The organism is Sphingosinicella rhizophila (assembly GCF_032378825.1).
GTDB lineage: Bacteria > Pseudomonadota > Alphaproteobacteria > Sphingomonadales > Sphingomonadaceae > Allosphingosinicella > Allosphingosinicella rhizophila.
In genome coordinates, this window is sequence record NZ_JAVUPU010000006.1 from 221,822 (window position 1) to 246,552 (window position 24,731).

Genomic DNA, 24,731 nt, shown 5'->3' on the forward strand with positions numbered 1-24,731 from the left:
GCCCCCGACCGACAAGGCCGGTTTCAGCCGCTGTTGCGGAGCGCCGTCGCGACCGCATTGATCGACAATTGGATGCCCTCCCGGATCCTCGGGTCCTTCTCGCCTGCGCGATGCCGCTTCAGGAGTTCGACCTGGAGGAGATTGAGCGGCTCGATATAGGGCAATCTCAGCCGGATCGAGGCGTCGAGCTGCGGATTGTTCTCGAGCAGCCGGGATTCGCCGGTCATGGCCAGCAGGCAATCATGGGTCCTGTGCCATCCATCCCGGATGCGCGTGAAGATGGCGTCGCGCAACGCGGCATCCTCGACAAGCTCGGCATAGCGCGCGGCGATCCCCATGTCGGACTTGGCCAGCACCATCTCCAGATTCTGGAGCGTGGTGCGGAAAAAGGGCCAGGCTTCGGTCATTTCCCGCAGCAGACCGATATCGCCGAACGCATCGAGCCCCTGCCCGACGCCATACCAGCCTGGAAGCATCACGCGCGCCTGCGACCAGCTGAACACCCAAGGGATGGCCCGCAGATCCTCGATCCGCTCGGATCGGGTCCGACTGGCAGGACGCGAGCCGATCTTGAGTCCCGCAATCTCCGCGATCGGCGTCATCTGGCGAAAGAAGGTGGAGAAGCCTTCGCTTTCGTAGACGAGCTCCCGATAGGCGCGGAACGCCTCTTGCGAAATGCTTTCCATCGCACCGTAGAAGCGGTCGCGGCGCCGGGCCGAACGCGGCTCCAGGCTGGCCAGCAGACTCGCCGAGGTCATCGCCTCGAGATTGGCCATGGCACTTTCCCGCGTGCCATATTTGGCGGCGATCACCTCGCCCTGCTCGGTGATCCGGATCCGCCCCTGGACCGTACCCTTGGGCTGCGCCCGGATCGCGGCGAAGCTCGACCCTCCGCCCCGACCGACCGCGCCGCCGCGCCCGTGGAATATCTGCAGCGCGGTCCCAGCCTGCTCGAAGACTTCCGCCAGCATCCGGCTCGCCTTGTGGAGGTTCCAGACCGAGGTGAGATAGCCGCCATCCTTGTTGGAATCCGAATAGCCGACCATGACCTCCTGATGGCCCCTCGACCTGGCGAGAGCCATTGCTTCGGGCAGGCCGAACCAGTCGCGCATGACGTCCGGCGCCTTTTCGAGATCGCCGATCGTCTCGAACAGGGGGACGGCCATGATCGCGGCCTGCGGAGGATCGCCGGCGCGCCAGAGGCCGGCTTCCTTGAGCAGGATATTGACCTCGAGAAGATCGGAAACCCCTTCCGCCTTCGAGATGATATAGGTGGTGATCGCCTCCGCGCCGTACAGGCGGTGCGCCTCCGCCGCCGCGCGGACGATATCCAGTTCCGATTGCGTCTCTTCAGAATAGGTGGCGAAAGGATTGCCGAGGAGCCGGGTGCCGCCAAGCTCCCGCCGGAGCAAATCGATCCGATCGGCCTCCGACAGCTGCGCATAATCCTGCTCCACCCCGGCCGTGCGGAGCAGCTCCGCCACCACCCGCTCGTGGACCTCGGCATTCTGCCTGAGGTCGAGCGAGGCCAAATGGAATCCGAATGTCTCCACAGACCGTATCAAGCGACCGAGCCGGCCGCTGCTTCCCAGCCTGCCATCGCCCTCAGCATTGAGCGCGCGGGCGATCTCGGCCAAGTCGCCGCGGAAAGTTACGGGGTCCGGATAGGCTTCTGCCCGAGTCCGCGGCGCCGGCGACGGATCACGACCGCTGACCGCGCGGAAATTGGCGGCAAGGCGCGCGTAGATGCCGCTGAGCGCACGGCGATAGGGCTCGTCCGCACGTGCCGGAGCATCGTCTCCCGAAAGCGCTGCCAGCGTCTCGACGCCGGGCGTCACTTCGACGAGATCGCTGGAGATGGACAGCTCGGCGCCCAATTGATGGACCTCCGAGAGATAGTGGTCCAAAATCGTTTCCGCAGCGCGGGCGAGCGCGGAACGAAGAGATTGGGCATCGACGAAGGGATTTCCGTCGCGGTCGCCGCCGATCCAACTGCCGGGCCTGAGGAAGCTGGGTGGACGGCAGCCCAGCACCCGCTCCCAACGGGCGTAGAGGATGGGCAGGACCGGCAGGAAAATGTCCCGAAAATATGTCAGCGCCGTTTCGACCTCGTCCGCCACATAGAGCCTGTCCCTTCGCAGCGGGCGAGTTTGCCACAGCAAGGCGATCTGCCGGATAATGGCCGGCTCGATCAGGTCGCCTTCCTTGCTCTCGGTCTGCCCCTCGCCCCGCTCCCGCATCAACTCGGCGATGCGGTTGCGATGGTCGATCATGCTCTTGCGCCGAACCTCGGTCGGGTGCGCGGTCAGCACCGGCGCGATGAGCGCTTCCCGAAGCAGAGCTACGACCTGTTCGACGGAGACATTTTCCCGTCCCAGGGTGTCGATCGCCTCCGCCAGGGTCGCGCCGGGCTCGGCCGCGACACCCTGCCGGTCCTCGGCAAGATTGGCGAGCATCGACAATAGCATGAATCCCCGGACGAAGGACAAGGTGTCGTCCAGGCTGAGGGCGTCGAGATCGGGGTCGATGGCTTCCGCGCCGGCCAGGCCGCGATGCCGGCTGACCGATGCCGAGCGTATATGTTCGATACGCTGGAAAAGTTCGTCGCCGCCATAGACCCGGATGACGTCGCCGAGCAGCCTTCCCAAATAGCGGACGTCGGGATTCTGAACGATATTGGGTTCGGACGAAGCCATCAGACGGACAATCCTCGATTTGACATTCTACGTAGGGCGAACGAGCGCGGGACGGATATGGACGCAATGATCGGGATCGGCGTATGCAGCCTCGATGTTCGCTGTCCAGAGGCCTTTCGCATGCGCAGACGGGAAGAGGGCCGACTGAGGTGACCGACATACCCGTCGCCCAGAAGATACGGACGATGATCCTGGACGGCACCCTGTCGCCCGGGACCCGGGTCGCCGAGGCCGCCATCGCCGAGCGACTGGGCGTGTCGCGAACGCCGGTTCGCAACGTCATTCCCCTGCTGGCAGCGGAAGGGCTGCTGGAGCCGGTCGGCCGGCGCGGATATGCGGTCCGCCGCTTCAGCGTCGAGGACAGTTTCCGCGCCACCGAGATACGCTGCGTTCTGGAAGGCTATGCGGCGCGGGAAATCTGCGTCCGCGGCCCCGGCAAGGAGGTGATGGCCCAACTCCGCGACTGCCTTTCGGAAGGAGACCAGATCTTCGCCAAGGGTTATCTCGTCGAAGAGGACGAAGTCGCTTATGCGCGAATGAACCATCGCTTCCATGACATCATCGTTTCGGCGGCGGACGACGGGCTGCTCTTCGAACTTATCCAGCGTGTCTATGCGGTGCCGTTCGTCGCCCCCGGCGTGGTGGCCTTCAACCGGATGGCCCCTGCCGAAATCTTCCCCATTCTCAATTCCGGCCAGCATCAGCATCACGCCATCGTCGATGCGATCGGGGCCAGGCAGGCCGACCTTGCCGAAATGCTGATGCGCGGTCATTCGGGGCCGGCGCGCCGGAGCCTCGGTCTCGACAAGGATGGCGAAACCGAGAGCCCGACCTGAACCTCTGAATAGGCTCCAGCCGGTCACCCTCTGACCGGAACCCGCTTCGAGCGCGTCGCATCCGACACGATGTCACGCGAACTTATAGACAGCGGGCCGGTTCGACGGATCCGGCCCGCTGTTACGATCGGCGTCAGAAATTATAGGCCCGCTCGCCATGGTCGGTGATGTCCAATCCCTCGCGCTCGGCGTCGCTGGCAACCCGAAGCCCGAGCACCGCCTTGACGATGGCGAACGCGACGGCCGAACCGATGGCCGACCAGGCGATGGCGATCGCCACCGCCTGGAATTGGATCACGACCTGCGAGGCGATCGAGAAATCCTCCGCCCCAAAACCGCCAAATATGGGCGCGGTGACGATCCCGGTGCCGATCGAGCCGACAATGCCGCCGATTCCGTGGATCCCGAATACGTCCAACGTATCGTCGAGCTTCAGCCGGTTCTTCACGGTGGCCACGAACCAGTAGCAGACGAGCGCCGCGACCGCGCCCAGCAGGATTGCGCCGATCACCCCCGACGTCCCCGCCGCGGGCGTGACGGCGACAAGACCCGCAATCGCGCCCGAGGCTCCGCCGAGCAAGGAGGCCTTGCCCGAAAAGACGCGCTCGGCCCCAAGCCAGGCCAGGACACCGGCGGCGGGAGCGACGAAGGTGTTGATCATCGCAATCGCGGCCCCGCCCGTGGCTTCGAGATTTGAACCGGCATTGAACCCGAACCATCCCACCCACAGGAGCCCCGTGCCGATCAGCGTCATGACCAGCGAATGGGGAGGCGTGGATTCCTTGAGGAAACCGATACGCTTGCCGGCAAAGAAGACGCCGACCAGACCGGCAATGCCTGCATTGATATGGACTACGGTGCCGCCCGCGAAATCGAGCGCGCCCATGCCGAAGATCAGGCCGTCGCTCGCCCACACCATATGGGCGATGGGCGCGTAGACGATCGTCGCCCATATGACGCTGAACAATAACATGGCCGAGAATTTCACGCGTTCGACCAGCGATCCGACGATCAGCGCGGCGGTGATCGCTGCGAAGGTCATCTGGAAGGCGACGAAGACAAGTTCCGGTATGCCGACGCCTTCGGAAAAGGTAGCCGCCATGCTATCCCCGGTGATTCCCGAGAGAAACAGCTTCCCGGTGCCGCCGACCACGGGAGATCCAGCGTCGAAGGCGAGCGAATAACCCCAGCCGACCCAGACCAGGATGACGACAGCGGTGATCCCCAATATCTGGCTCAGGACCGAAAGCATGTTCTTGGAGCGCACCAGCCCCCCGTAGAAGAGGGCGAGGCCAGGAAGGATCATCAACAATACGAGTATCGTGGCGGTCAGCATCCACGCCGTATCGCCCTTGTCCACCGTGAGTGCGGCAGGAGCGGCAGCATGTGCCGCCGATCCAAGGATCTGGAAAATCGCGAATATGCCGGTCAGACGGGACACGGCGCGCATAGACTTGTTCATGATATCCCCCAATTTGCTAAATCGCCGCTTCATCGGTCTCGCCCGTACGGATACGCACGGCCTGCTCGACGTCGATTACGAAAAGCTTCCCGTCACCGATCGTCCCGGTATTCGCGACCCGCTGGATGGTCTCGACCACTTGCGACACGAGATCGTTCGCCACGACGAGCTCTATCTTGACCTTGGGAATGAGGCTGGTCGTGTATTCGGCACCCCGATAGATTTCGGTCTGGCCCCTTTGCCGGCCGAAACCACGCACCTCCGACACGGTCATGCCCTGAAGCGAGAGATCGGTGAGGGCGTCGCGCACCTCCTCCAGCTTGAACGGTTTGATGATGGCGATGATCAGTTTCATATTGCCTCCCTCGAAATTGCTTCGCGTTCCAATGCCCCTCAGAAAGATACCGACGCCGAACCGACGATGCCGGCCTTGCTCGCGTTGCGGCCGCTCGGCGTCATGAACGTGCCGTTGGTATCGACATAGTTCAGGCCGAAGGTCAGGCGGTTCCAGGTGTAGGTCACCCCGAGTCCCCAATCGCTATATTCATCCCCGATCGTGAGATATGACGGGCCGAAACTGTGGCCGAAATGCGCGGTCAGGCCGACCGGCGTATTGGGAATTCCGGCCGACAGATCGGCGGCGACATAGAGATTATCTTCCTTGCCGGTTCCGACCGAGAGCGCCGATTGTTTCGGAGCATAATTGGCCGTCAGCTTCCCGGTGACGGGGCCGATCGTGTGCGCGACCGATGCATAAGGCTCGAAGAAATCGGAGCTTATGCCGCCCGAACCCGGATAATAATAATAGAGAATGCCTGCGTCGATCGTCGTGCCGCCGAACGTGCGCCGGTAGCCTGCGATGAAATTGATTTCCTGATCGGCGCCATTATAGACGTAGTCGTCGATCGAAGAGCCCCAGACGCTCGCATAAAAGCCGGAAATGTGGCTGACGCCCAGCGTTCCCTGAACGGCAAAGCGCTTGTCGGTCTGTGAAATGCCGCGAAAGCGATAGTCGCTGACGATCGTGGCTCCGCCGCTGACGGTGAACTCGCCTGGCACTTCCTGCGCCGAGACGGCGGGCGACGCGGCAAGGCCGAACCCGAAGGCGGAAGACAAAACGAGAATTTTGACGCGCATGATTGGTACCCCCTTGGTGGTATCAATCCTCTCCGCCTACGGGATCCCATCTCGGGATGTCGAACAGGTTACCGTAAGATGTCAGAGTTGTGCACATAATGTTGCGGCGCACAATAGGCTAAATTCGGGATCCCGATATTTCTCGCAGTTGCGCTTTCAAGCAATTGATCTGGCTGCGTTTATGCTTTTTGAGAAAGAAACATATCGACTGCTGCAGCGCACTCGCGGCCTTCCCTTATTGCCCATACGACGAGCGATTGACCGCGCCGCATGTCTCCGCAGGCGAAGACTCTCGGCACGCTGGTCTGATAATCCGCCATATTGGCCTTGACCGCGCCCAACGGGCCGAGCTCCACGCCGCTTTGGGCGACCGCACCCTCGATCTGCGGTCCCAAGAAGCCCATCGCCAGGAGAACGAGATCGGCCCTGAGCTCAAGCGGCTTGCCGTCACGCTCGCACTGGAGGGCGGCGACCCTCCCTTCCGCTCCGACGAAAGCCTTGGTGATGGTCGAGAATTCCCGATCCGCGCCTTCCTCTTGCGACGAAGAGGTGCGAAGCTTCATCGGCCAATGCGGCCAAGTCAGCGCCTTGTCCTCCGCGAAGGGCGGCTGCGGCATGATTTCGAGCTGCGTCACCGAAAGCGCGCCCTGGCGATGAGAGGTGCCGATGCAATCCGACCCGGTGTCGCCGCCGCCGATCACGACGACGTGCTTGCCCGTCGCGGAAATGGTGCCGGCGGGCGCCGCCCTGCCTTCGCCATCGCCTGCGTTGCGACGATTCTGCTGGGAGAGGAAGTCCATCGCGAAATGGATGCCGTCCAGGTCCCGGCCCGGCACATCCAGGTCGCGTGGAAGCTCGGCGCCGCCGGCAAGGACCAGGACTTCATAATCATCCATGATGCGCTCAACCGAAAATTCCCGGCCGATATACATGCCCGTTCGGAAGATGACGCCTTCGCTTTCCATCTGCGCGATGCGGCGGTCGAGCTGATCCTTGGCCAGCTTGAAATCAGGAATGCCATAACGAAGCAGACCGCCGACCCTGTCGTTCTTTTCGAACACGGTCGGAGCATGGCCGGCCCTTGCCAGTTGCTGCGCACAAGCAAGACCAGCCGGGCCCGAGCCGACGACGGCGATCCGGCGGCCGGTACCGCGCGGGGCCAGCTGCGGCCTGATCCAGCCTTCGCGCCATCCGCGATCGACGATCTCGCATTCGATCGACTTGATCGTCACCGGGTTATCGATGATGTTCAGGGTGCAGGATGCTTCGCACGGTGCCGGGCAGACGCGGCCGGTGAATTCCGGAAAGTTGTTGGTTTCATGGAGTCTGTCCAGTGCGGCGCGCCAATCGTCGCGATATACGAGATCATTCCAGTCGGGGATCAGATTGTTGACCGGACATCCGCTATGACAGAAGGGAATGCCGCAATCCATGCAGCGTGACGCCTGGGCGCGCACCTCCTCGGCCGGCGGCTCGACGACGAACTCGCTCCAATTCCTGATCCGCTCCTTCGCCGGCGCATAGGAACGCTCGCGCCGATCGATTTCCAGAAAGCCGGTTGTCTTGCCCATGTCTTACGCTGCCGCCATGTCGGCGGAACGTGCCGCCTCGGTTTCAAGATCACGCAAAGCCCGTCGATATTCGATCGGCATTACCTGCACGAAATGCCGGGCCGCTTTGCCCCAATCAGCGAGCAACTCCAGCGCGCGCTGGCTACCGGTCGCGCGGGCATGCCGCTCCACCAGCTCCTTCAGCCGATCCTCATCCTCCACCGGCTCCAGCGCGATGCCGGCGCCATTGCATTGGAGCTCGAGCCGGTTGTCCGGATCATAAACGAAGGCGATGCCTCCGGACATGCCGGCGGCAAAATTGCGGCCGACGGAGCCGAGCACCACCACAAGCCCCCCCGTCATATATTCGCAGCCATGGTCGCCAACGCCTTCGACCACGGCGATGGCGCCCGAATTTCGGACCGCGAACCGCTCCCCCGCGACGCCGTTGAAATAAGCTTCGCCGGCAATGGCGCCGTACAGAACGGTATTGCCGACGATGATGTTGGCGGTGGCGTCGCGGTGAGCCTCCGGCGGCTGGCGGACGATGATCCGTCCACCGGACAATCCCTTGCCGACATAATCATTGGCGTCGCCGGTCAGGTCCAGCGTCACGCCGCGGGCAAGGAATGCCCCGAAGCTTTGGCCGACGGTCCCGCGCAAGCGCACCAGGATCGTATCCTCGGGCAATCCATCATGGCCGTAGCGCAGGGCAACCTCGCCCGACAACATCGTGCCGACGCTGCGGTTCACATTGCCGACCTCCCGTTCGATCAGGACGGCTTCGCGACGCTCCAGAGCGGGCTGGGCGGCGGCGATCAGATCGCGATCGAAGACATCCTCCAGGCCGTGCTGCTGGCGTTCCTTGTTCCAGCGGGCCGCAGCATTATCTGTCTTCGGCGAATAGAGCAGACGGCTGAGATCGACCCCCTTCGCCTTCCAATGGTCGACCGCCGGCCGGGCGTCGAGCAATTCCGGTCGGCCGATCATTTCATCGAGCTTGCGGACGCCGAGCGACGCCATGATCGCCCGCAGTTCCTCGGCGACGAAGAAGAAGTAATTGATGACATGTTCGGGCTGTCCCGTGAAACGGGCGCGCAGTACCGGATCCTGCGTCGCGACCCCGACGGGGCATGTGTTCAGATGGCATTTGCGCATCATGATACAGCCGCTCGCGACCAGCGGTGCCGTCGCGAAACCGAATTCGTCGGCACCCAGGATCGCCGCAATGGCGACGTCCCGTCCCGTTCTGAGGCCACCGTCGGCCTGCACCGATATACGGCCGCGCAGGCCGTTGAGAACCAAAGTCTGCTGGGTTTCGGCGAGACCGATTTCCCACGGCAGGCCGGCATGGCTGAGCGACGTCAGAGGCGAAGCACCCGTCCCGCCTTCGAATCCGGAAATGGTGACATGATCGGCCATCGACTTGGCAACTCCGGCCGCTACCGTGCCGACACCGACTTCCGACACGAGCTTAACGGAAATGCGCGCCCGCCGGTTGACGTTCTTGAGATCGTGGATGAGCTGCGCCAGATCCTCGATCGAATAGATGTCGTGGTGCGGCGGCGGCGAGATCAGACCGACGCCAGGCGTCGAATGACGGACCGCAGCGATATTCCTGTCGACCTTGTGGCCGGGCAGCTGGCCGCCCTCGCCGGGTTTCGCCCCTTGCGCGATCTTGATCTGGAGATCGTCGGCATTGACCAGATATTCGGTGGTGACGCCGAAGCGGCCCGATGCCACCTGTTTGATGGCCGAGCGCATGGAATCGCCATTGTCGAGCGGCCTGAAGCGATCGCTTTCCTCGCCCCCCTCGCCCGTGTTGGAACGGCCACCGATCCGGTTCATGGCAATCGCCAGTGTGGTATGCGCCTCCCGGCTGATCGAGCCGAAGCTCATGGCGCCGGTCGCAAAACGCTTCACCAGCGCGGCGGCTGGCTCGACTTCCTCCAGCGGCACCGGCGATCGCGTCGTTTTCAGTTCCATCAAGCCCCGGATCGTCATCAAGCGCCGGTTCTGGTCGTTTATCGCCGCCGCGAAGCTGGCATATTTTTCCGGCAGATTGCCCCGCACGGCGTGCTGGAGATCGGCAATGCTGTCCGGGGACCAGGCATGATCTTCACCCTTTACGCGCCAGGCATAAGTGCCGCCCAGATCCAATATATCCGAGGGCTTCCGATAGGCGAGCTGATGGCGGCGCGCGGCCTCCTCCGCGATTTCCTCGATACCAGCGCCCTCGATCATGGTGGCGGTACCGGAAAAATATTTGTCGATGAACGGCGTGGCCAGGCCGACCGCATCGAAGATCTGCGCGCCGCAATAGGATTGATACGTGGAGATGCCCATTTTCGACATGACCTTGAGCATGCCCTTGCCGACGGCCTTGATGTAATTGGCCCGGACCTTTTCCGACGGCAAGGCCACCGCATCGGCCACGCGCAAGGCCTCCAGCGTCTCGAGTGCCAAATAGGGATTGATCGCCTCCGCACCATAGCCGGCAAGCACGCAGAAATGGTGGACCTCACGCGCTTCGCCCGTCTCCACCACGAGCCCTGTCTGCATCCTGAGGCCCTGGCGGATCAGATGATGGTGGACCGCGCCGGTCGCCAGCGCCGCCGGGATCGGCACGCGATCGGCGGAGGTGCCGCGATCGGAGAGGATGAGAACGTTGATGTCGGCCAGAACCGCTTCGGTCGCCTCCCAGCATAAGCGCTGCAATGCGGCCTCGAGCGCCTTGCCCGTGCCGCCGCCTGGCCAGGTTGCATCGAGCGTGGCGGTTCGGAAGCTGCCGTCCATCGCCTCGTGGATCGAGCGGATCTTCTCCAGATCCTCATTGTCGAGGATCGGCTGCGATACTTCCAGCCGTTTGAAAGCGCCCGCATGGTGCCCGAGCAGGTTCGGCCTCGGGCCGATCATGGACACCAACGACATCACCATCGCCTCCCGGATCGGGTCGATCGGCGGATTGGTGACCTGGGCGAAGTTCTGCTTGAAATAATCGTAGAGAAGCTTGGGGCGCTTCGACAGCAAGGCGATCGGCGTATCATTGCCCATCGATCCGATCGGATCTTCGCCATGCTGGCCCATCGGCGCCAGGAAGAGCTTCAGATCTTCTTCCGTATAGCCGAAAGCCTGCTGCAATTTGCGCAAGGTGCCGGCATCGGCGGGATCATTTGTCGCGGCCGCCGGCGGGAGCTCCTCCAGCTTGAACTGGGTGTCCCGCAGCCACTCGCCATATGGTTCGGCCTCAGCGAGCTTTGCCTTGATCTCCTCGTCCTCGACGATCCGGCCCTCGTCGAGATCGATCAGCAGCATGCGCCCAGGCTGCAGCCGCCATTTGCGGACGATATTCTCCTCCGGGATCGGCAGCACGCCGCTTTCCGAAGCCATGATGATGCGGTCGTCGTCGGTCACGGTGAAACGGGCCGGACGCAGGCCATTGCGATCGAGCGTAGCACCGATCTGCCGGCCGTCCGTAAAAGCGATCGCCGCAGGTCCGTCCCATGGCTCCATCAGGGCCGCGAAATATTCGTAAAAGGCCCTGCGATCGGGGTCCATCTGGCTGTTGCCGGCCCAGGCCTCGGGAACCAACATCATTATCGCGTGCGGCAGCGAATAGCCGCCGGCCACCAGCAGCTCGACGGCATTGTCGAGACTCGCCGTGTCCGACTGCCCATGCGGAATGAGCGGCCACATCTTGTTGAGATCGGCGCCGAGCAGCGGCGATTGCAATGTGCGCCTGCGCGCGTTCATCCAGTTAACATTCCCGCGGACGGTGTTGATCTCGCCATTGTGGGAAATGAAGCGGAATGGGTGGGCGAGCTTCCAGGAAGGGAAGGTATTGGTCGAAAAGCGCTGGTGCACCATCGCCAGCGCCGACGTCGTCAGCGGATTGAGCAAATCCTTGTAGAAGCTGCCGACCTGGGTCGCGAGCAGCAAGCCCTTGTAGACGACCGTCCGGCTCGAAAAGCTCGGGATGTAGAAATTGGCGATCCCGGGCAGGTCCTTCTTGACGGCCAGATCGCCGAGCGGATTGAGAGTCTGCTTGCGGATCGCCAGGATCTTGCGTTCGAAAGCGTCCTGATCCTTGACGCGCGCACCGCGTGCGATGATCGCCTGGCGGATCACCGGCATCGCCGCGACGATGGTCGGGCTCATACCCTTCGTGTCGGTGGGCACGTCGCGCCAGCCCAGCAGGATCTGTCCTTCGATCTCCACGAAATGCTCGAGCTGCGCGATAGCGGCTTCACGGCTGCGCGGATCCTGCGGCAGGAAGCACATGGCGACCGCATAGTCGCCGGGCGGCGGCAGGCTGATGGCATTGCCCTCCGCCCAATGGCGCAGCAACGCGTCCGGGATCTGAATGAGACAGCCCGCGCCATCGCCGATCAGGGGATCGGCACCGACCGCCCCGCGATGGTCGAGATTCGCGAGCATCTGGAGACCATCACGGATGATCCCGTTCGATTTCTGCCCGCGAATGTTCGCAACGAAACCGACGCCGCAGGCGTCCTTTTCGTTGCGGGGATCGTAAAGACCCTGTTTCGCAGGCTGTTGCATCGTCAAACCCCTATCCGCCGTTCATAGGCTTCGATTGCGTCGACATGGAGCAAGGTGAGGGCGATTTCGTCGCGCCCCTCCATCAGGCATTCCCGCCGAAACGGGTCCAGATCGAAAGCGAAGGCCTCCCCATGGCACAAAACCGTCATGATTTCGAGATCGATCCGGATTTCATGCTTTGCCGCCCAGGCCAGCAGGCGATCGACCTCGGCCTGGCCGAGCACGACCGTCACCAGCCCGTTCTTGAAGGCATTGCTGGAAAAGATGTCGGAAAAGCCAGGCGCGATCACGGCCTTTATGCCCATGTCGGCGAGCGCCCAGACAGCATGCTCGCGACTGGACCCGCAACCGAAATTGTCACCGGCAATGAGGATCGGCGCGCCGGCATAAGCCGGATCGTCAAAGACGTTGCCAGGGTCCGCGCGCAAGGCCTGAAAGGCGAAACGCCCAAGGCCATGACGCGAAACCGTCTTAAGATGCTCGGCGGCAATGATCATGTCGGTGTCGACATTCTTGCGCCCGAGCGGAAATGCGCGGCCTTCGACCTGCCGAACAGGAATCATTGCACCAACTCCCGGACATCGGTCAGCCGACCCGTGACCGCAGCGGCGGCCGCCATGGCGGGCGAAACGAGATGCGTACGGGCGCCCGGCCCCTGACGCCCTGCGAAATTTCGGTTCGAAGTGGAAGCGCAACGCTCACGCGGCGGCACCTTATCCGGGTTCATGGCGAGGCACATCGAGCAACCCGGCTCGCGCCATTCGAAGCCGGCCTCAATAAAGACTTGGTCGAGCCCTTCCTCCTCGGCCTGCCGCTTCACAAGTCCGGACCCCGGCACCACCAGGGCCTGCTTGATGCCGGCGTCGACCTTGCGGCCGCGCACCACGCTCGCCGCCGCCCGCAGATCTTCGATGCGACTGTTGGTGCAGCTGCCGATGAAGATATGCTCGACGCTCACATCCTGCATCGCCATGCCCGCGGCGAGGCCCATATAATCGAGCGCGGTGCGCGCCGCTTCCCGCCTTGCAGGATCGGCAATAGCCTCCGGATCCGGCACCCGATCGACGATGGAGACGACGTCGTCGGGGCTGGTCCCCCAGGTGACGTTCGGCGCGATATCCTGTGCGTCCAGCCGCACGCTCTTGTCGAATAGCGCGCCGTCGTCGGTCAGAAGCGTCCGCCAATAGGCGACCTGACGATCCCAATCGGCGCCCTTCGGGGCCATCGGGCGACCCTTCAGATAGGCAAAGGTCTTGTTATCGGGAGCGAAGAGGCCGGAACGCGCCCCGGCCTCAATCGACATATTGGCGACCGTCAGCCGCCCTTCGATGCTCATATCGGCGAAGGTCGAGCCGCGATATTCGATGACATGGCCAGTTCCACCAGCTGCACCGATCCGACCGATGATGGCGAGGATCAGGTCCTTCGCAGACACGCCGAAGCCGAGCGACCCTTCGACCCGAACTTCCAGGGTTTTCGAGGGCTTCAGATGGAGGGTCTGGGTGGCGAGGACATGCTCAACCTCGCTGGTACCGATCCCGAATGCCAGCGCGCCGAGCGCGCCATGGGCGGCGGTATGGCTGTCGCCGCACACCAAAGTCGTGCCGGGCAAGGTGAAGCCCTGCTCCGGACCTACGACATGGACGATTCCCTGTGCCTCGGCGGTGTCGGCGATGTAAGGGACGCCGAATTCAGCGACATTGGCTTCCAGCGCCGCCAATTGGGTGGCGCTTGCCGGGTCGATGATCGGCAGCCTGGTGCCATGATCGTCGACACGTCGCGTCGTCGGCAGGTTATGGTCCGGAACGGCCAAGGTGAGATCGGGACGGCGCACCTTGCGGCCGGCCAGGCGCAGGCCTTCGAAGGCTTGCGGCGACGTCACTTCGTGGACGAGGTGGCGATCGACATAGAGGAGGCAGGTGCCATCCGGCGCCCGTGCGACGACATGATCATCCCAGATTTTCCGGTAGAGGGAGCGGGGACCGTTCATCCGCAGCACCCCCGGTTCATCTGGATGAGCTGCAGCGAGGCCTCATGGCGCACGAGATCGCTCCTGAGAATTTCGCGCACCCGGGATCCGAAGGCGGAACAGCCGATCCCGCCCCCCAGATCGGCGGTGCGGCATCCTTCGCCGATCGTCCGCTCCAGCGCGCGGTCGAGCATTTCCGCCTGTGCCGCGAAACCGAGCGATTGCAGCATCATCGCTGCGCTGGCGATAGCGCCGCCGGGGTTGGCTCGATCCAGCCCGGCAATATCCGGTGCCGAACCATGGATGGGCTCGAACAATGCCGGCCCGCGGTCCCCCGTGCTCGAAGATCCGAGCAGCCCGATCGATCCGCCGATCACCGACATTTCGTCGGACAATATGTCGCCGAACAGGTTTTCGGTGAGGATGACGTCGAACTGGGTCGGACGCGTCACCAAGGCCATTGCCGCCGCGTCGACGTAAAGATGATCGAGCGCGACGTCGGGATAGGCCGAGGAGACCTCGATTACGATCTTCCGCCATAATTTGGATGTCGCCAGGACGTTGGCCTTGTCGACGGACGTCACCCGGCACCGCCGCTCGCGCGCGGCACAAAAAGCGACATGGGCAATGCGCTCGATCTCGGTACGAGAATAATGACAAAGGTCGGATGCGGCGTCGTCGCGTATCACCTTCTCGCCAAAATAGAGACCGCCGGTGAGCTCTCGAACCACCAGGATGTCGGCGCCCCGCGCGATATGCGACTTGAGCGGCGACAGCTCCTCGAGACCGTGCATGACGCGGGCCGGGCGCAAATTGGCAAACAGGCCCAGTGCCGCCCGCAGCTTCAGCAGGCCCGCTTCAGGCCGTTCCGCGCTATCATCCCATTTCGGCCCGCCGACCGCGCCGAGCAGGATCGCGTCGGCGCCGCGGCAAGCGGCGAGCGTTGTTTCCGGTAAAGGAACGCCATGCGCGTCGATCGCAGCGCCGCCGAAATCATGCTCCTCGAAAACGAGGCCGAGATCGTACGCGTCGGACAGGAGCCGAAGGCACTGCACCGCCTCGGCGGCCACCTCCGGACCGATTCCGTCGCCGGGCAGGAGGACGATCCTCCCCGAGTCGTTCTGCGCTTCCTGGCCACGCTGCATCAGCTCTCGCCTTTCCTTCACCACCAAAGAAAAACCCCCGCTCCTGGAGAGAGCGGGGGTTCCTGATTTCCGGTCCTGATCAGACCTTATCCAGAACCACCCGCCGCGGGGTCTTTGATGGTAAGAATAGTCACGGCAATGCGCGCAGCGCGGCGCGCCACGGCCTTGGCCCCGTCCATCAGCACCTGTTCAAGCATCATTGCTCTTACCATCCCCATGGGATCCCATTTACCTTCGATATGCTGCATTGCGGCAGCGATCAACCCAAATTCGCCTTAGCGGCGTTTCTCGATCATTCGGAGAGCGGGGAAAAGGGATCCCAAGTCATGAGTGGAGCCTGCTTCACGTCATCAGACCCTATGCGGCAACGGCACCTTGATCGGCACCGAAGTAAGGAGCCAGTTCCCGAACATCGGCACCGATCGCCGTCTTGTGCCCCTTGCGATCGAGAATGGCCGCGAGCGCAGGCGGCGCGGAGATAGGCTGCCCGACCAGCGGTTCCAGCACATCGGCGAATTTATAGGGGTGCGCGGTGGCGCCGGCGATCCAGGGCCGTTCCGTCTGCTCCGCCCCGAGCCGCGCGAAAACCTCCGCCGCGATCGCCGAGTGCGGACACCACAAATAACCTTTCGCATGATCGGCCTTGATCCGCGCCGCGATCGTGTCGTCGTCGACCAGTTCCACACGCAGTTCACGCTGATCGGGAGGAAGATGAACGAGCCGCTCGAAATTGCTGGGTGCGCCTACATCCATGGCATTGGCGATGGTCGCGACCGACGCACGCGGTGCATAATGGCCGTCGCGATGCCAATCGCTCAGCGTTCGATTGGCATTGGTCGCGATGACGACCGGCCCGATTGGGACGCCCGCGGCGCGGATATAGAGTGCGGCGAATGCATGACCCAGATTACCCGTGGGGATGATGAGACCCGGCTTCTTGCCGGTCTCGCCAAACATCTTGACCGCGGCGGCCGACCAATAGGTCATTTGCGGCAAGAGCCGACCGATATTGATGGAATTGGCCGAAGTCAGGCGGTGCGCGGCAACCGAAGCAGGGTCGGCGAAAGCCGCCTTCACCATCGTCTGGCAATCGTCGAAGTCGCCGGCCACCTCGAACGCCCGCACCGGATCATTCCAGCATGTCAGCTGGAGTTCCTGGAAAGGCGATACCCGGCCTTTGGGATAGAGGATGAGTGCGCGGACGCCGCGCCGTCCCTCGGCAGCGCAGCCCACTGCCCCGCCAGTGTCCCCGGACGTCGCCGCCAATACCGTCAATGGATGGTCGGGATCGCCGATCCGATCGAAACAGGCCATCAGAAATCGTGCGCCGAAATCCTTGAAGGCACCGGTCGGCCCATGGAACAGCTCAAGGACATGAAAGCCCGGCCTGTCGGCATAAGGTCGGACCATCGGCACCGGAAAATCCAGAGCTTCGCGGCAGATCGCCGGGAGTTCGCCTTCCAACCGATCGCCAGCAAAGAAGGGAGCGAGCAGGGTTGCCGCGAAGTCCGCCAGCGGACGATCCGCCCGAAGCGCGCCTACGTCCAAGTCCGGCAAGGCAGCCGGCAGATACAAGCCTCCGTCCGGCGCGGCACCGTGGCGAATCGCCTCGCTGAGGGAGACGGACGGCGCCGAACCTCTGCTGCTCACATATTCCATCACCCAACCACCTCTAGAAATTGCGCGCGGCAGGCGCTTGCCCCACGGCGGGTCCTGATAAGGTCAATGCTGCCCGCGGCACAACCCGTCGCAAGGGCAATGCCGCCCTCCACGTCCGACCGGTCAGGCGGTGCGCAGGAGCGGAATGGCTTCACCCATCTCGAATGCCGGAGCGGACTTGAGTAGCAGGCCGCGCTGAAGATCCATGATATCGGCGAAGACGGCACTCGCGGTCGGCCAACGGCCGGCGCCCTTGCCGTGCAGGCATCGCTCCAACCCGGCCGCGTCGCGGACGAGGAAGCGATTTTCCTCGTTGCGTGCGCCTGCCAGCGGATGATCGACCGAGAGGCCCTCGATCTGCACCCCGGCATGGACCCGGCCATCCGCATCGAGCCAACAGCGCCCAACCTGCTTCAGGACCTCGCCCCGTGCGAGCGCGGCCTGGGCCTGCTCCGTGGTGACTTCCCTAAGCGACTGCCTTGCAATGCGATCGGTCGGCAAGGCGACTCCGAAGGCCTCGCGCACGAGCAGCGACAATTTGTCGGCGACGTCATGACCGTCGACATCAGCGGCCGGATCGGCTTCGGCAAAACCGAGCTCCTGCGCCTTCGCTACCGCCTCGTCGAACGACCATCCCTCGCTCAAACGGCTGATCAGGAAATTGCCGGTGCCGTTCATCACGCCTTCGATGGCCTGGATGCCGGCACTCCCGCCGAGCCGCGCTAGCATTTCCAGCACCGGCGTGCCGCCGCCGACGGCGGCGGAGTAACGGAGCGAAGCGCCGCTGGCTTCCGCGCAGGCGTGGAGCGCGTCATAATGTTTTGCGATCGCCGCCTTGTTCGCCGACACCACATGGGTACCGGACCGGAGCGCCGACCGCATGATCTCGGCGGCCTCATCGGCACCGCCGATCAGCTCGACGACAAGATCGGGGGCCTCGCCGAGCGCGCGATGGAGATCGTCAGTGAAGTCGGCATGTTCTTCGTGAAGATGCGGCCGGCGCACGAGAACCGGGTTGATTTCGAACAGGTCCGGCCGCCCCTTCAGATAATCCAGCACGCCGGCACCGACCGCACCGCAACCGAGCAATGCGACGCGTAGCTTGGGACCCTTCAACGGAAGCGCGCTTCGCGCAGGAACATTGGCGACGGTCGTCGCCTCCGCCGATCCCATCGCAGCGACCTCGATCAGCACATCCTGGGCTTCGGCCGCGACAATCGCCTTGTCCTGGATGAGTCCCGCGCTGGCCTTGGCGGCCTCCCCATAGCTCAATTCCGCATAGCGCTCCGCAAGGGGATTGCGGGCCGGGTCCGCAGTATAGACTCCGTCCACATCCTTGATCAGCCGCACCCGATGCGCGCCCAGCCTGGCGGCAAAGAAGACAGCGGTGAGATCGGTGCCACCACGCCCCAGCGTCACCACCCCATATTCGTCATGCCCCGCAGTGAAGCCCGGAACAACGACCACTTCATGGTGGTCGAGCTTGGCCAGGATCGCATCCGCATCCAGTCCTGTCAGGTTCGAATCCAGCGGCGCGCCCTCCGCCATCAGGCCCATTTCATGGGGGTCCATGGTGCAGGCGCGCACGCCGATGCGGGTGAGTGCCAACGCCATCAGCGCAGCGGAGTGAAGCTCGCCGACGCGGGCCAGGCGCGCGAGCAACGCAGGTGCGTCGCCACCCACGCGCATGCCCTGATTCAGCAGAGCATCCGTCTCGCCGCCCAATGCGGAGACTACGGCGACGACCTTTTCGCCGTCGCGAATGTGACGGTAGATTTCCAGTGCCGTCGCCGGATAGTCCGATTCCACCCGGAGCACCGAGCTTCCGAATTTCAGGACGCAGAGCCGTGCCGGTTGGGCGGTTGCACTGTCTTGCTGTGTCATTGCTGCTTCGCTTTCGAGTTTGAAGTTCATCGGGCATAAAAAAACCCGCTCGCCTGGAAGGTGAGCGGGTTGGAAAATCTTGGCTTCAGACCGTCGTCAGCCGCATCCCCCCCGCTCGCGCATGGTGATGGTGGTAATGGCGATGATAATGGTCATGGACGCACGGACGGGAGCGTCCGCACGGCTGGCAGGGAAACGGGAATAAGAAAAGTTCAAATTCATCTTCACCCCTGAAGCACGCGCCCGGGAAACCGGACGGGACGTGCTTTCCGGGCGCCAACTGCCTCCAAGCCCGGCCGTTCGTCAACCAAAAAAGCAATCGAGGCGCATTTGCCGGGAGGCGCGTTGCCCCCGCGCCACGCCGCGCGATGACCAATCAGTCCCCCGGATCGCCCTTGCCTGCGCCTCAGGGCCGCTGCTGTCCGGTGCCGCGGACAATATATTTGAAGGTCATCAGCTGTTCCGGGCCAACCGGACCTCTGGCGTGCAGCTTGCCGGTGGCGATGCCGATTTCAGCGCCGAACCCGAACTCGCCCCCATCGGCGAACTGGGTCGACGCGTTCCACATGACGATCGCGCTGTCCACGCGGTTCAGAAAGAGTTCGGCCGCAGCTTCGTCTTCCGCGACGATCGCTTCGGTGTGGCCGGTGCCATAAAGTTCGATATGGGCCATCGCCTCACCGATGTCGGCCACGACCCGAATGGAGAGGATGGGCGCCAGATATTCGGTCGACCAGTCCGACTCCGCGGCCGCCTTCATCGGCACGAGGGCCCGGCTTTCGGCATCGCCGCGCAGTTCGCAGCCATCCAGCGCCGCCGCAATGGCGGGAAGCAGCGCCGGCGCCGCGGCGCGATCGATCAGCAACGTCTCGGTCGCGCCGCAGATCGATGTCCTGCGCATCTTGGCGTTGGCGACGACCGCGACCGCCATGCCGGGATCGGCCGACCCATGGACATAGGTGTGGCAAAGTCCTTCGAGATGGCCGAGCGTCGGGACGCGCGCCTCGCGGCTGACGCGCTCGACCAGCGCCGCGCCCCCGCGCGGAATGATCAGATCGACAGCGCCGTCCAGCCCCTGAAGCATGAGCCCGACCGCATCGCGCGAGGCCGTTGGAACGATCTGAACGCAGTCTGCCGGAAGGCCGGCCTCGACGAGACCGGCCGCTATCGCCTCGTGAATGGCGATCGAGCTTCTCAGCGCATCGGAACCCGAGCGGAGAATGACGGCGTTGCCGGACCGGACGCAGATCGCCGCCGCATCCGCCGTCACATTGGGCCGGCTTTCGTAGATCATGCCGATGACCCCGATCGGCGTCCGCACCCTGGCAATGTCGAGCCCATTGGGGCGGGTCCAACGCGCCAGATCGGTGCCGACGAGATCGGGGAGGCCAGCCACCTGTTCCAGCGATTGCGCAGCCCCCTCCAGCCGCTGCGGATCGAGCCTCAGCCGATCGACCAGTGCCGTCGCTCCGGCGACGTCCTCCGCATTGGCGGCGAGAATGGCCGGCGCGCTTTCCCTGAGCTTTGCGGCCATGGCACGGATGGCCCGGGTCCGGGTTTCACCCGATGCGTCACGAAGCGCGTCCGCACCCTTGCGCGCCTTCGCACCGATCGACTCCATCATTTCCACGATCGTCATAGCATCACCATATCATCCCGGTGGATGAGCTCGTCCGGACCGGAATAGCCGAGCCGTTCCACGATCATGTCGCTGTTGCAACCCAGGATGGCCAGCGCCTCCGCCGCATTGTAAGCGGTGATCCCACGCGCGATTTCGGTACCGGATTCGTCAAGGATGCTGAGGCAGACGCCGCGATCGAAATTGCCGGCGACGCCGGTGACGCCGGCGGGTAGCAGGCTCTTTCCCGAAGCCAAAGCGGCCAGCGCCCCCTTGTCGATCGAGACTCGGCCCGCCGGCGCCAACGCACCCGCTATCCATTGCTTATAGGCACTGGCGGGCGATCCCTTGGCGGCGATGATCGTCGCCTTCGCGCCTTCCATGAGCCGGCTTATCGGACCGTTCGCATGACCCGATGCGATCAGGGTCGCGCAGCCGAAATTGGCAGCGATGCGCGCCGCGATCAATTTGGTGCGCATTCCGCCCGAACCGACCCCTCCCCTGGCGGGACCAGTAGCAACGCCCTCGACCCGCGCGTCGACTTCCTCGACATAGGGAATGTGACTGGCATCGGGCTCGCTGGCCGGATCAGCCGTATAGAGCCCGTCGACATCAGACAGGAGGATGAGGAGGTCGCTCCGGATCATTTGCGCTGCGCGGGCCGAGAGCCGGTCATTGTCGCCATAGCGAAGCTCCTCGGTGGCGACGCTGTCATTTTCGTTGATGACGGGAAGCGCGCCCTGGGACAGCAGGACATCGAGCGTCGCGCGCGCATTAAGCCAGCGCCGCCTCTGCTCCGTATCCTCGATGGTGAGGAGCAATTGCGCGGTCGGAATCCCGTGAGGCGCAAGCGCCGCCTCCCATGCCTGCATCAGCAAGGCCTGACCGGCTGCCGCGGCTGCCTGCTTGTAGGCGAGGCGCTGCGAGCGCTTCAGGCCGAGATGCTTGCGGCCGAGCGCCACCGAACCGGAAGAGACGAGCAGCACCTGCTTGCCTTGCGTGCGCAAGGCGGCGACATCGTCACCCACGCTCGCCATCCATTCGCGGCGCGCACCGGTACCGGCCTGGTCGATGATGAGCGACGAGCCGATCTTGATCGTGATCCGGCGCGCCGCGCCGATCAGCGCCGCAGCCATTTTCACTTCGTCTTCGCCCGCCCCGATCATGGGCGCGCTTTTATGAGGGGGCGCTGCATCGCACAATGCGTTTCCGCGGGTGGACGGCCAGCGCCTCTTTCCCCTTGCCCCATGATGACCGAACTGGTGAATCGCGTCGCATGGGTGAACTCGAAGCCGTATTGAAACGATCTTTCCCGCCCGTGGCGGACGAACGCACGCGCCTGCTTGTCCTCGGCAGCCTTCCCGGCGAGGAATCCCTGGCCCAAGGCCGCTATTATGCCCATCCCCGCAACCAGTTCTGGAAGCTGATGGGGGCTGTTATCGGCAGCAATCTCGACACGATGGATTATCGGGAGCGGTTGAAGACCCTGCGCGATGCCGGCGTCGGGCTGTGGGACGTGGTAGGTTCCGCCACCCGCAAGGGCAGCCTCGACACCAATATCCGAGGTCACCAGCCAAATCCCCTGGCGGAGCTGACCGCCTCGCTCCCGCATCTCGCGGCTGTCGCCTTCAACGGCGGAAAGGCGGCGACGATCGGGACGAAGCTGCTTGCCCCCGCTCCATTCGCGCTCGTTCCGCTGCCATCGAGCAGCCCCGCCTTCACCCTGGCCCTTGCCGCAAAGAATGACGCCTGGATCCGGCTTCGGACCTTCCTTTCAGGGTGACCACCGGGGTCGGCTATTGATTCCAAACGGGAATCCGGACGGAATCCATCGCAGCCCAGGAACGGCCCGTCGCGCCGACGCATCTTTAAGCTGACAGTCACAATCTGACTCCTATGATGAATCCCTTGGCGGGTAAGAGCTTAGGGGAGGCTTCGATGATGGAGACATATGTTCGGACGGCGAAAGCCGTTCCGCGTTTCCTGAGGCTGGTGCCGTTCGCGGCAATGGCCATGGCGACGCAGGCCGGGGCGGCCGCGCAGGGCGAACCCATCCAGCTTCTGCCGTCGAAACAGAACCTCGCGTCGCAACCGGTGCCGGTATCCCCCCAGATGGCAACCGCACAGCGCATCCTGGATGGACAGGTGCAGAGCCTGGGGGCCGCGTTCAATGGCGATATCGGGATCGCGGTCAAGGATCTGCAGACCGGCTGGACCAGCCAGTTTGACGGCGCCACCTATTTCCCGCAGCAGAGCGTCAGCAAATTCTGGGTGACGCTGACGGCGCTGGACAAAGCGGATCGCGGCGAGCTGGACCTGCAAAAGCAGGTGACCCTGCAGCGCGAGGATCTGACCTTGTTCAACCAGCCGATCGCCAGGCTGATCAAAGCCGACGGCGGCTACACGACCACCTTGAGCGAGCTGATCCGCAGGGCGATGCAGCACAGCGACAATACGTGCAACGACTTCGTGCTGTGGCGCGCCGGCGGGCCGGAGGCGGTTCGCGACTTCCTGAGGGAAAAGGGCATCACCGGCATCCGGTTCGGACCCGGCGAGCGGCTGCTGCAAAGCCAGATCGCGGGCATGAACTGGAAGCAATCCTATTCGATCGGCAACGCCTTCACCGCCGCGCGCGCTTCTGTTCCGACGGAAACGCGCAAGACGGCCTTCGATCGCTATATCGCCAATCCGATCGACGGCGCGACGCCGCTGGGGATCGTGGACGCGCTGGACATGCTGAAAAAAGGGAAATTGCTGTCCAACGCTTCGACCCAGCGTCTGCTCGACATCATGGCCAATACGCGCACCGGTCCGCAGCGGTTGAAGGGCGGTCTGGCGCCGGGTTGGAAGCTCGCGCACAAGACCGGCACGGGCCAGAATTTCGATGGTGCCACCGCCGGCTATAACGATATCGGCATCCTGACCGCCCCCGACGGACGATCCTATGCCGTGGCTGTCATGATCCGCCGCACTTACGCACCGATCCCGGAAAGGATGGCGGTGATGCAGGCTACTGTCCGTTCGGTGATCGCCTATCAGCAGAACCTGCAGGGCTATGACGTGGCGGGCGGCAGCATGACCAGAAGCAGTTCGGGAACGCATTGATCCCGCCCGCTTCCGCGGCGATTAACATCGGATCACGCGTCGTAATCGACGATGACGCCCGAACCCTTGGGTACCGACTGACAGGTCAGCACATAGCCGGCCGCGACTTCTTCGTCGCTGAGGCCGTACCGGGCCGCCATTTCCACTTCACCCGACACGACCCGTGCACGGCAGGTCGCGCAGACGCCGGCCTTGCAGGCATAAGGCGCCGGCAGGCCGGCCTTGCGGGCGCTGTCGAGGATATTGCCGGCCTCGGCATCGAACGGGATGATCCGCTTCCGGCCGTCCAGGGTCACCGTCATGGTCTGGCCGCGAGCCTCGTCCTGCAGCACCTGCATCTGCGCGGCAACCGCGGCGGAAGGCCGGCCCGCGGTGAAGCGTTCGATGTGGATCTTGGCCTTGTCCACGCCATGGCCCAGAATGGCCGCCTCCGCGGCGTCCATCATCGGACCGGGACCGCAGATGAAGAAAGCGTCCACGTCCGACGCGTCCACGAGATGGGTCAGGACCTCGTCGCATTTCGCGCGGTCCAGCATGCCGTTGAACAGATCGATATCCTCCGATTCCTCGGCGAGGAAATGATGGACTTCGAGCCGCTCCATGAAGCGGTTCTTGAGGCGCGCGAGTTCCTCCAGGAAAATCACCGACTGGCTGTCGCGGTTTCCGTAGAACAAGGTGAAGCGGCTGTTCGGCTCGACGCTCAGCGCCGTCTTCAGCAGCGACAGGACCGGCGTGATCCCGGAGCCTCCCGCAAAGCCGACATACTGACGGCTAGCCCCCGGATCGAAATCGCAAGTGAAGGAACCATGCGGCGGCATGACGTCGATGCGGTCGCCGGTCTTCAGATTGTCATTGGCCCAATTGGAAAAGGCACCGCCCGCTATTCTTTTCACGGTGACCTTGAGCAGGCCATCGTCCGGCGCGACGCACAGCGAATAATTGCGGCGGACTTCCTCGCCGGCAATGTCGCATTTCAAGGTGAGATGCTGGCCAGGCTTGAAGCGGAAGGCATCGCGCAGGTCGTCCGGCACGTCGAAGCGGATCGTTTTGGCATCCGCCGTCTCGGGGATCACTTCAGCGATGGTGAGCGTATGGAATCCTACGGACATG

18 protein-coding genes are annotated in these 24,731 nt (G+C 63.6%); 3 read left to right on the plus strand and 15 right to left on the minus strand.

Annotated elements, in window-relative coordinates; genetic code table 11:
• Positions 1 to 23 precede the first annotated feature (23 nt).
• Positions 24 to 2,696: a phosphoenolpyruvate carboxylase gene (ppc, locus tag RQX22_RS13380; RefSeq protein ID WP_315727045.1), complete on the minus strand. Its 2,673-nt coding sequence runs from the start codon at positions 2,694 to 2,696 to the stop codon at positions 24 to 26.
• A 149-nt stretch (positions 2,697 to 2,845) separates the two neighbouring features.
• Between ppc and RQX22_RS13385 the strand changes: the two genes are divergently transcribed.
• Positions 2,846 to 3,532, plus strand: coding sequence for a GntR family transcriptional regulator (locus RQX22_RS13385; protein WP_315727046.1), 687 nt, complete (start codon positions 2,846 to 2,848; stop codon positions 3,530 to 3,532).
• Between the two features lie 133 nt (positions 3,533 to 3,665).
• On the opposite strand, the gene RQX22_RS13390 is transcribed toward RQX22_RS13385, so the two are convergent.
• The 13 genes from RQX22_RS13390 to proB form a co-directional block, all read right to left on the minus strand.
• Positions 3,666 to 4,994 carry an ammonium transporter gene (locus tag RQX22_RS13390; RefSeq protein WP_315727047.1) on the minus strand — a complete coding sequence of 443 codons (1,329 nt, stop codon included), beginning with the start codon at positions 4,992 to 4,994 and terminating at the stop codon, positions 3,666 to 3,668.
• Between the two features lie 16 nt (positions 4,995 to 5,010).
• A complete protein-coding gene (locus RQX22_RS13395) occupies positions 5,011 to 5,349 on the minus strand; it encodes a P-II family nitrogen regulator (RefSeq protein WP_315727048.1) in 339 nt (112 codons plus the stop codon).
• Between the two features lie 38 nt (positions 5,350 to 5,387).
• On the minus strand, positions 5,388 to 6,131 hold the full coding sequence (locus RQX22_RS13400; RefSeq protein ID WP_315727049.1) for a TorF family putative porin: 744 nt from the start codon (positions 6,129 to 6,131) through the stop codon (positions 5,388 to 5,390).
• A gap of 179 nt (positions 6,132 to 6,310) precedes the next feature.
• The gene (locus RQX22_RS13405) at positions 6,311 to 7,702 is read right to left on the minus strand and encodes a glutamate synthase subunit beta (protein ID WP_315727050.1); all 1,392 of its coding nucleotides are present in this window, start codon (positions 7,700 to 7,702) and stop codon (positions 6,311 to 6,313) included.
• Between the two features lie 3 nt (positions 7,703 to 7,705).
• Entirely contained in the window at positions 7,706 to 12,241 is a 4,536-nt protein-coding gene (gltB, locus tag RQX22_RS13410; protein WP_315727051.1) for a glutamate synthase large subunit, read from the minus strand.
• Between the two features lie 2 nt (positions 12,242 to 12,243).
• The gene (gene leuD / locus RQX22_RS13415; RefSeq protein WP_315727052.1) at positions 12,244 to 12,804 is read right to left on the minus strand and encodes a 3-isopropylmalate dehydratase small subunit; all 561 of its coding nucleotides are present in this window, start codon (positions 12,802 to 12,804) and stop codon (positions 12,244 to 12,246) included.
• Positions 12,801 to 14,231: a 3-isopropylmalate dehydratase large subunit gene (gene leuC, locus RQX22_RS13420; protein ID WP_315727053.1), complete on the minus strand. Its 1,431-nt coding sequence runs from the start codon at positions 14,229 to 14,231 to the stop codon at positions 12,801 to 12,803. Before leuC ends, leuD begins: the two co-directional genes overlap by 4 nt.
• Entirely contained in the window at positions 14,228 to 15,355 is a 1,128-nt protein-coding gene (gene leuB / locus RQX22_RS13425) for a 3-isopropylmalate dehydrogenase (protein ID WP_315727054.1), read from the minus strand. Before leuB ends, leuC begins: the two co-directional genes overlap by 4 nt.
• Before the next feature lie 86 nt (positions 15,356 to 15,441).
• Complete coding sequence (locus RQX22_RS13430; RefSeq protein WP_315727055.1) at positions 15,442 to 15,618, minus strand: hypothetical protein; 177 nt, start codon at positions 15,616 to 15,618, stop codon at positions 15,442 to 15,444.
• A 94-nt stretch (positions 15,619 to 15,712) separates the two neighbouring features.
• Positions 15,713 to 17,005 (minus strand): threonine synthase, encoded by a 1,293-nt coding sequence (gene thrC / locus RQX22_RS13435; protein ID WP_315727056.1) that lies wholly within the window; start codon positions 17,003 to 17,005, stop codon positions 15,713 to 15,715.
• 132 nt (positions 17,006 to 17,137) lie between these two features.
• Positions 17,138 to 18,898, minus strand: coding sequence for a homoserine dehydrogenase (locus RQX22_RS13440; RefSeq protein WP_315727057.1), 1,761 nt, complete (start codon positions 18,896 to 18,898; stop codon positions 17,138 to 17,140).
• 406 nt (positions 18,899 to 19,304) lie between these two features.
• Entirely contained in the window at positions 19,305 to 20,537 is a 1,233-nt protein-coding gene (locus tag RQX22_RS13445; protein ID WP_315727058.1) for a glutamate-5-semialdehyde dehydrogenase, read from the minus strand.
• A complete protein-coding gene (gene proB, locus RQX22_RS13450; protein ID WP_315727059.1) occupies positions 20,534 to 21,682 on the minus strand; it encodes a glutamate 5-kinase in 1,149 nt (382 codons plus the stop codon). Before proB ends, RQX22_RS13445 begins: the two co-directional genes overlap by 4 nt.
• A gap of 110 nt (positions 21,683 to 21,792) precedes the next feature.
• On the opposite strand from proB, the gene RQX22_RS13455 reads away from it, so the two are divergent.
• The gene (locus tag RQX22_RS13455) at positions 21,793 to 22,299 is read left to right on the plus strand and encodes a DNA-deoxyinosine glycosylase (protein ID WP_315727060.1); all 507 of its coding nucleotides are present in this window, start codon (positions 21,793 to 21,795) and stop codon (positions 22,297 to 22,299) included.
• Between the two features lie 155 nt (positions 22,300 to 22,454).
• Positions 22,455 to 23,621, plus strand: coding sequence for a class A beta-lactamase (gene bla, locus RQX22_RS13460; RefSeq protein WP_315727061.1), 1,167 nt, complete (start codon positions 22,455 to 22,457; stop codon positions 23,619 to 23,621).
• Between the two features lie 32 nt (positions 23,622 to 23,653).
• On the opposite strand, the gene paaE is transcribed toward bla, so the two are convergent.
• Entirely contained in the window at positions 23,654 to 24,730 is a 1,077-nt protein-coding gene (paaE, locus tag RQX22_RS13465) for a 1,2-phenylacetyl-CoA epoxidase subunit PaaE (protein ID WP_315727062.1), read from the minus strand.
• Position 24,731 lies beyond the last annotated feature (1 nt).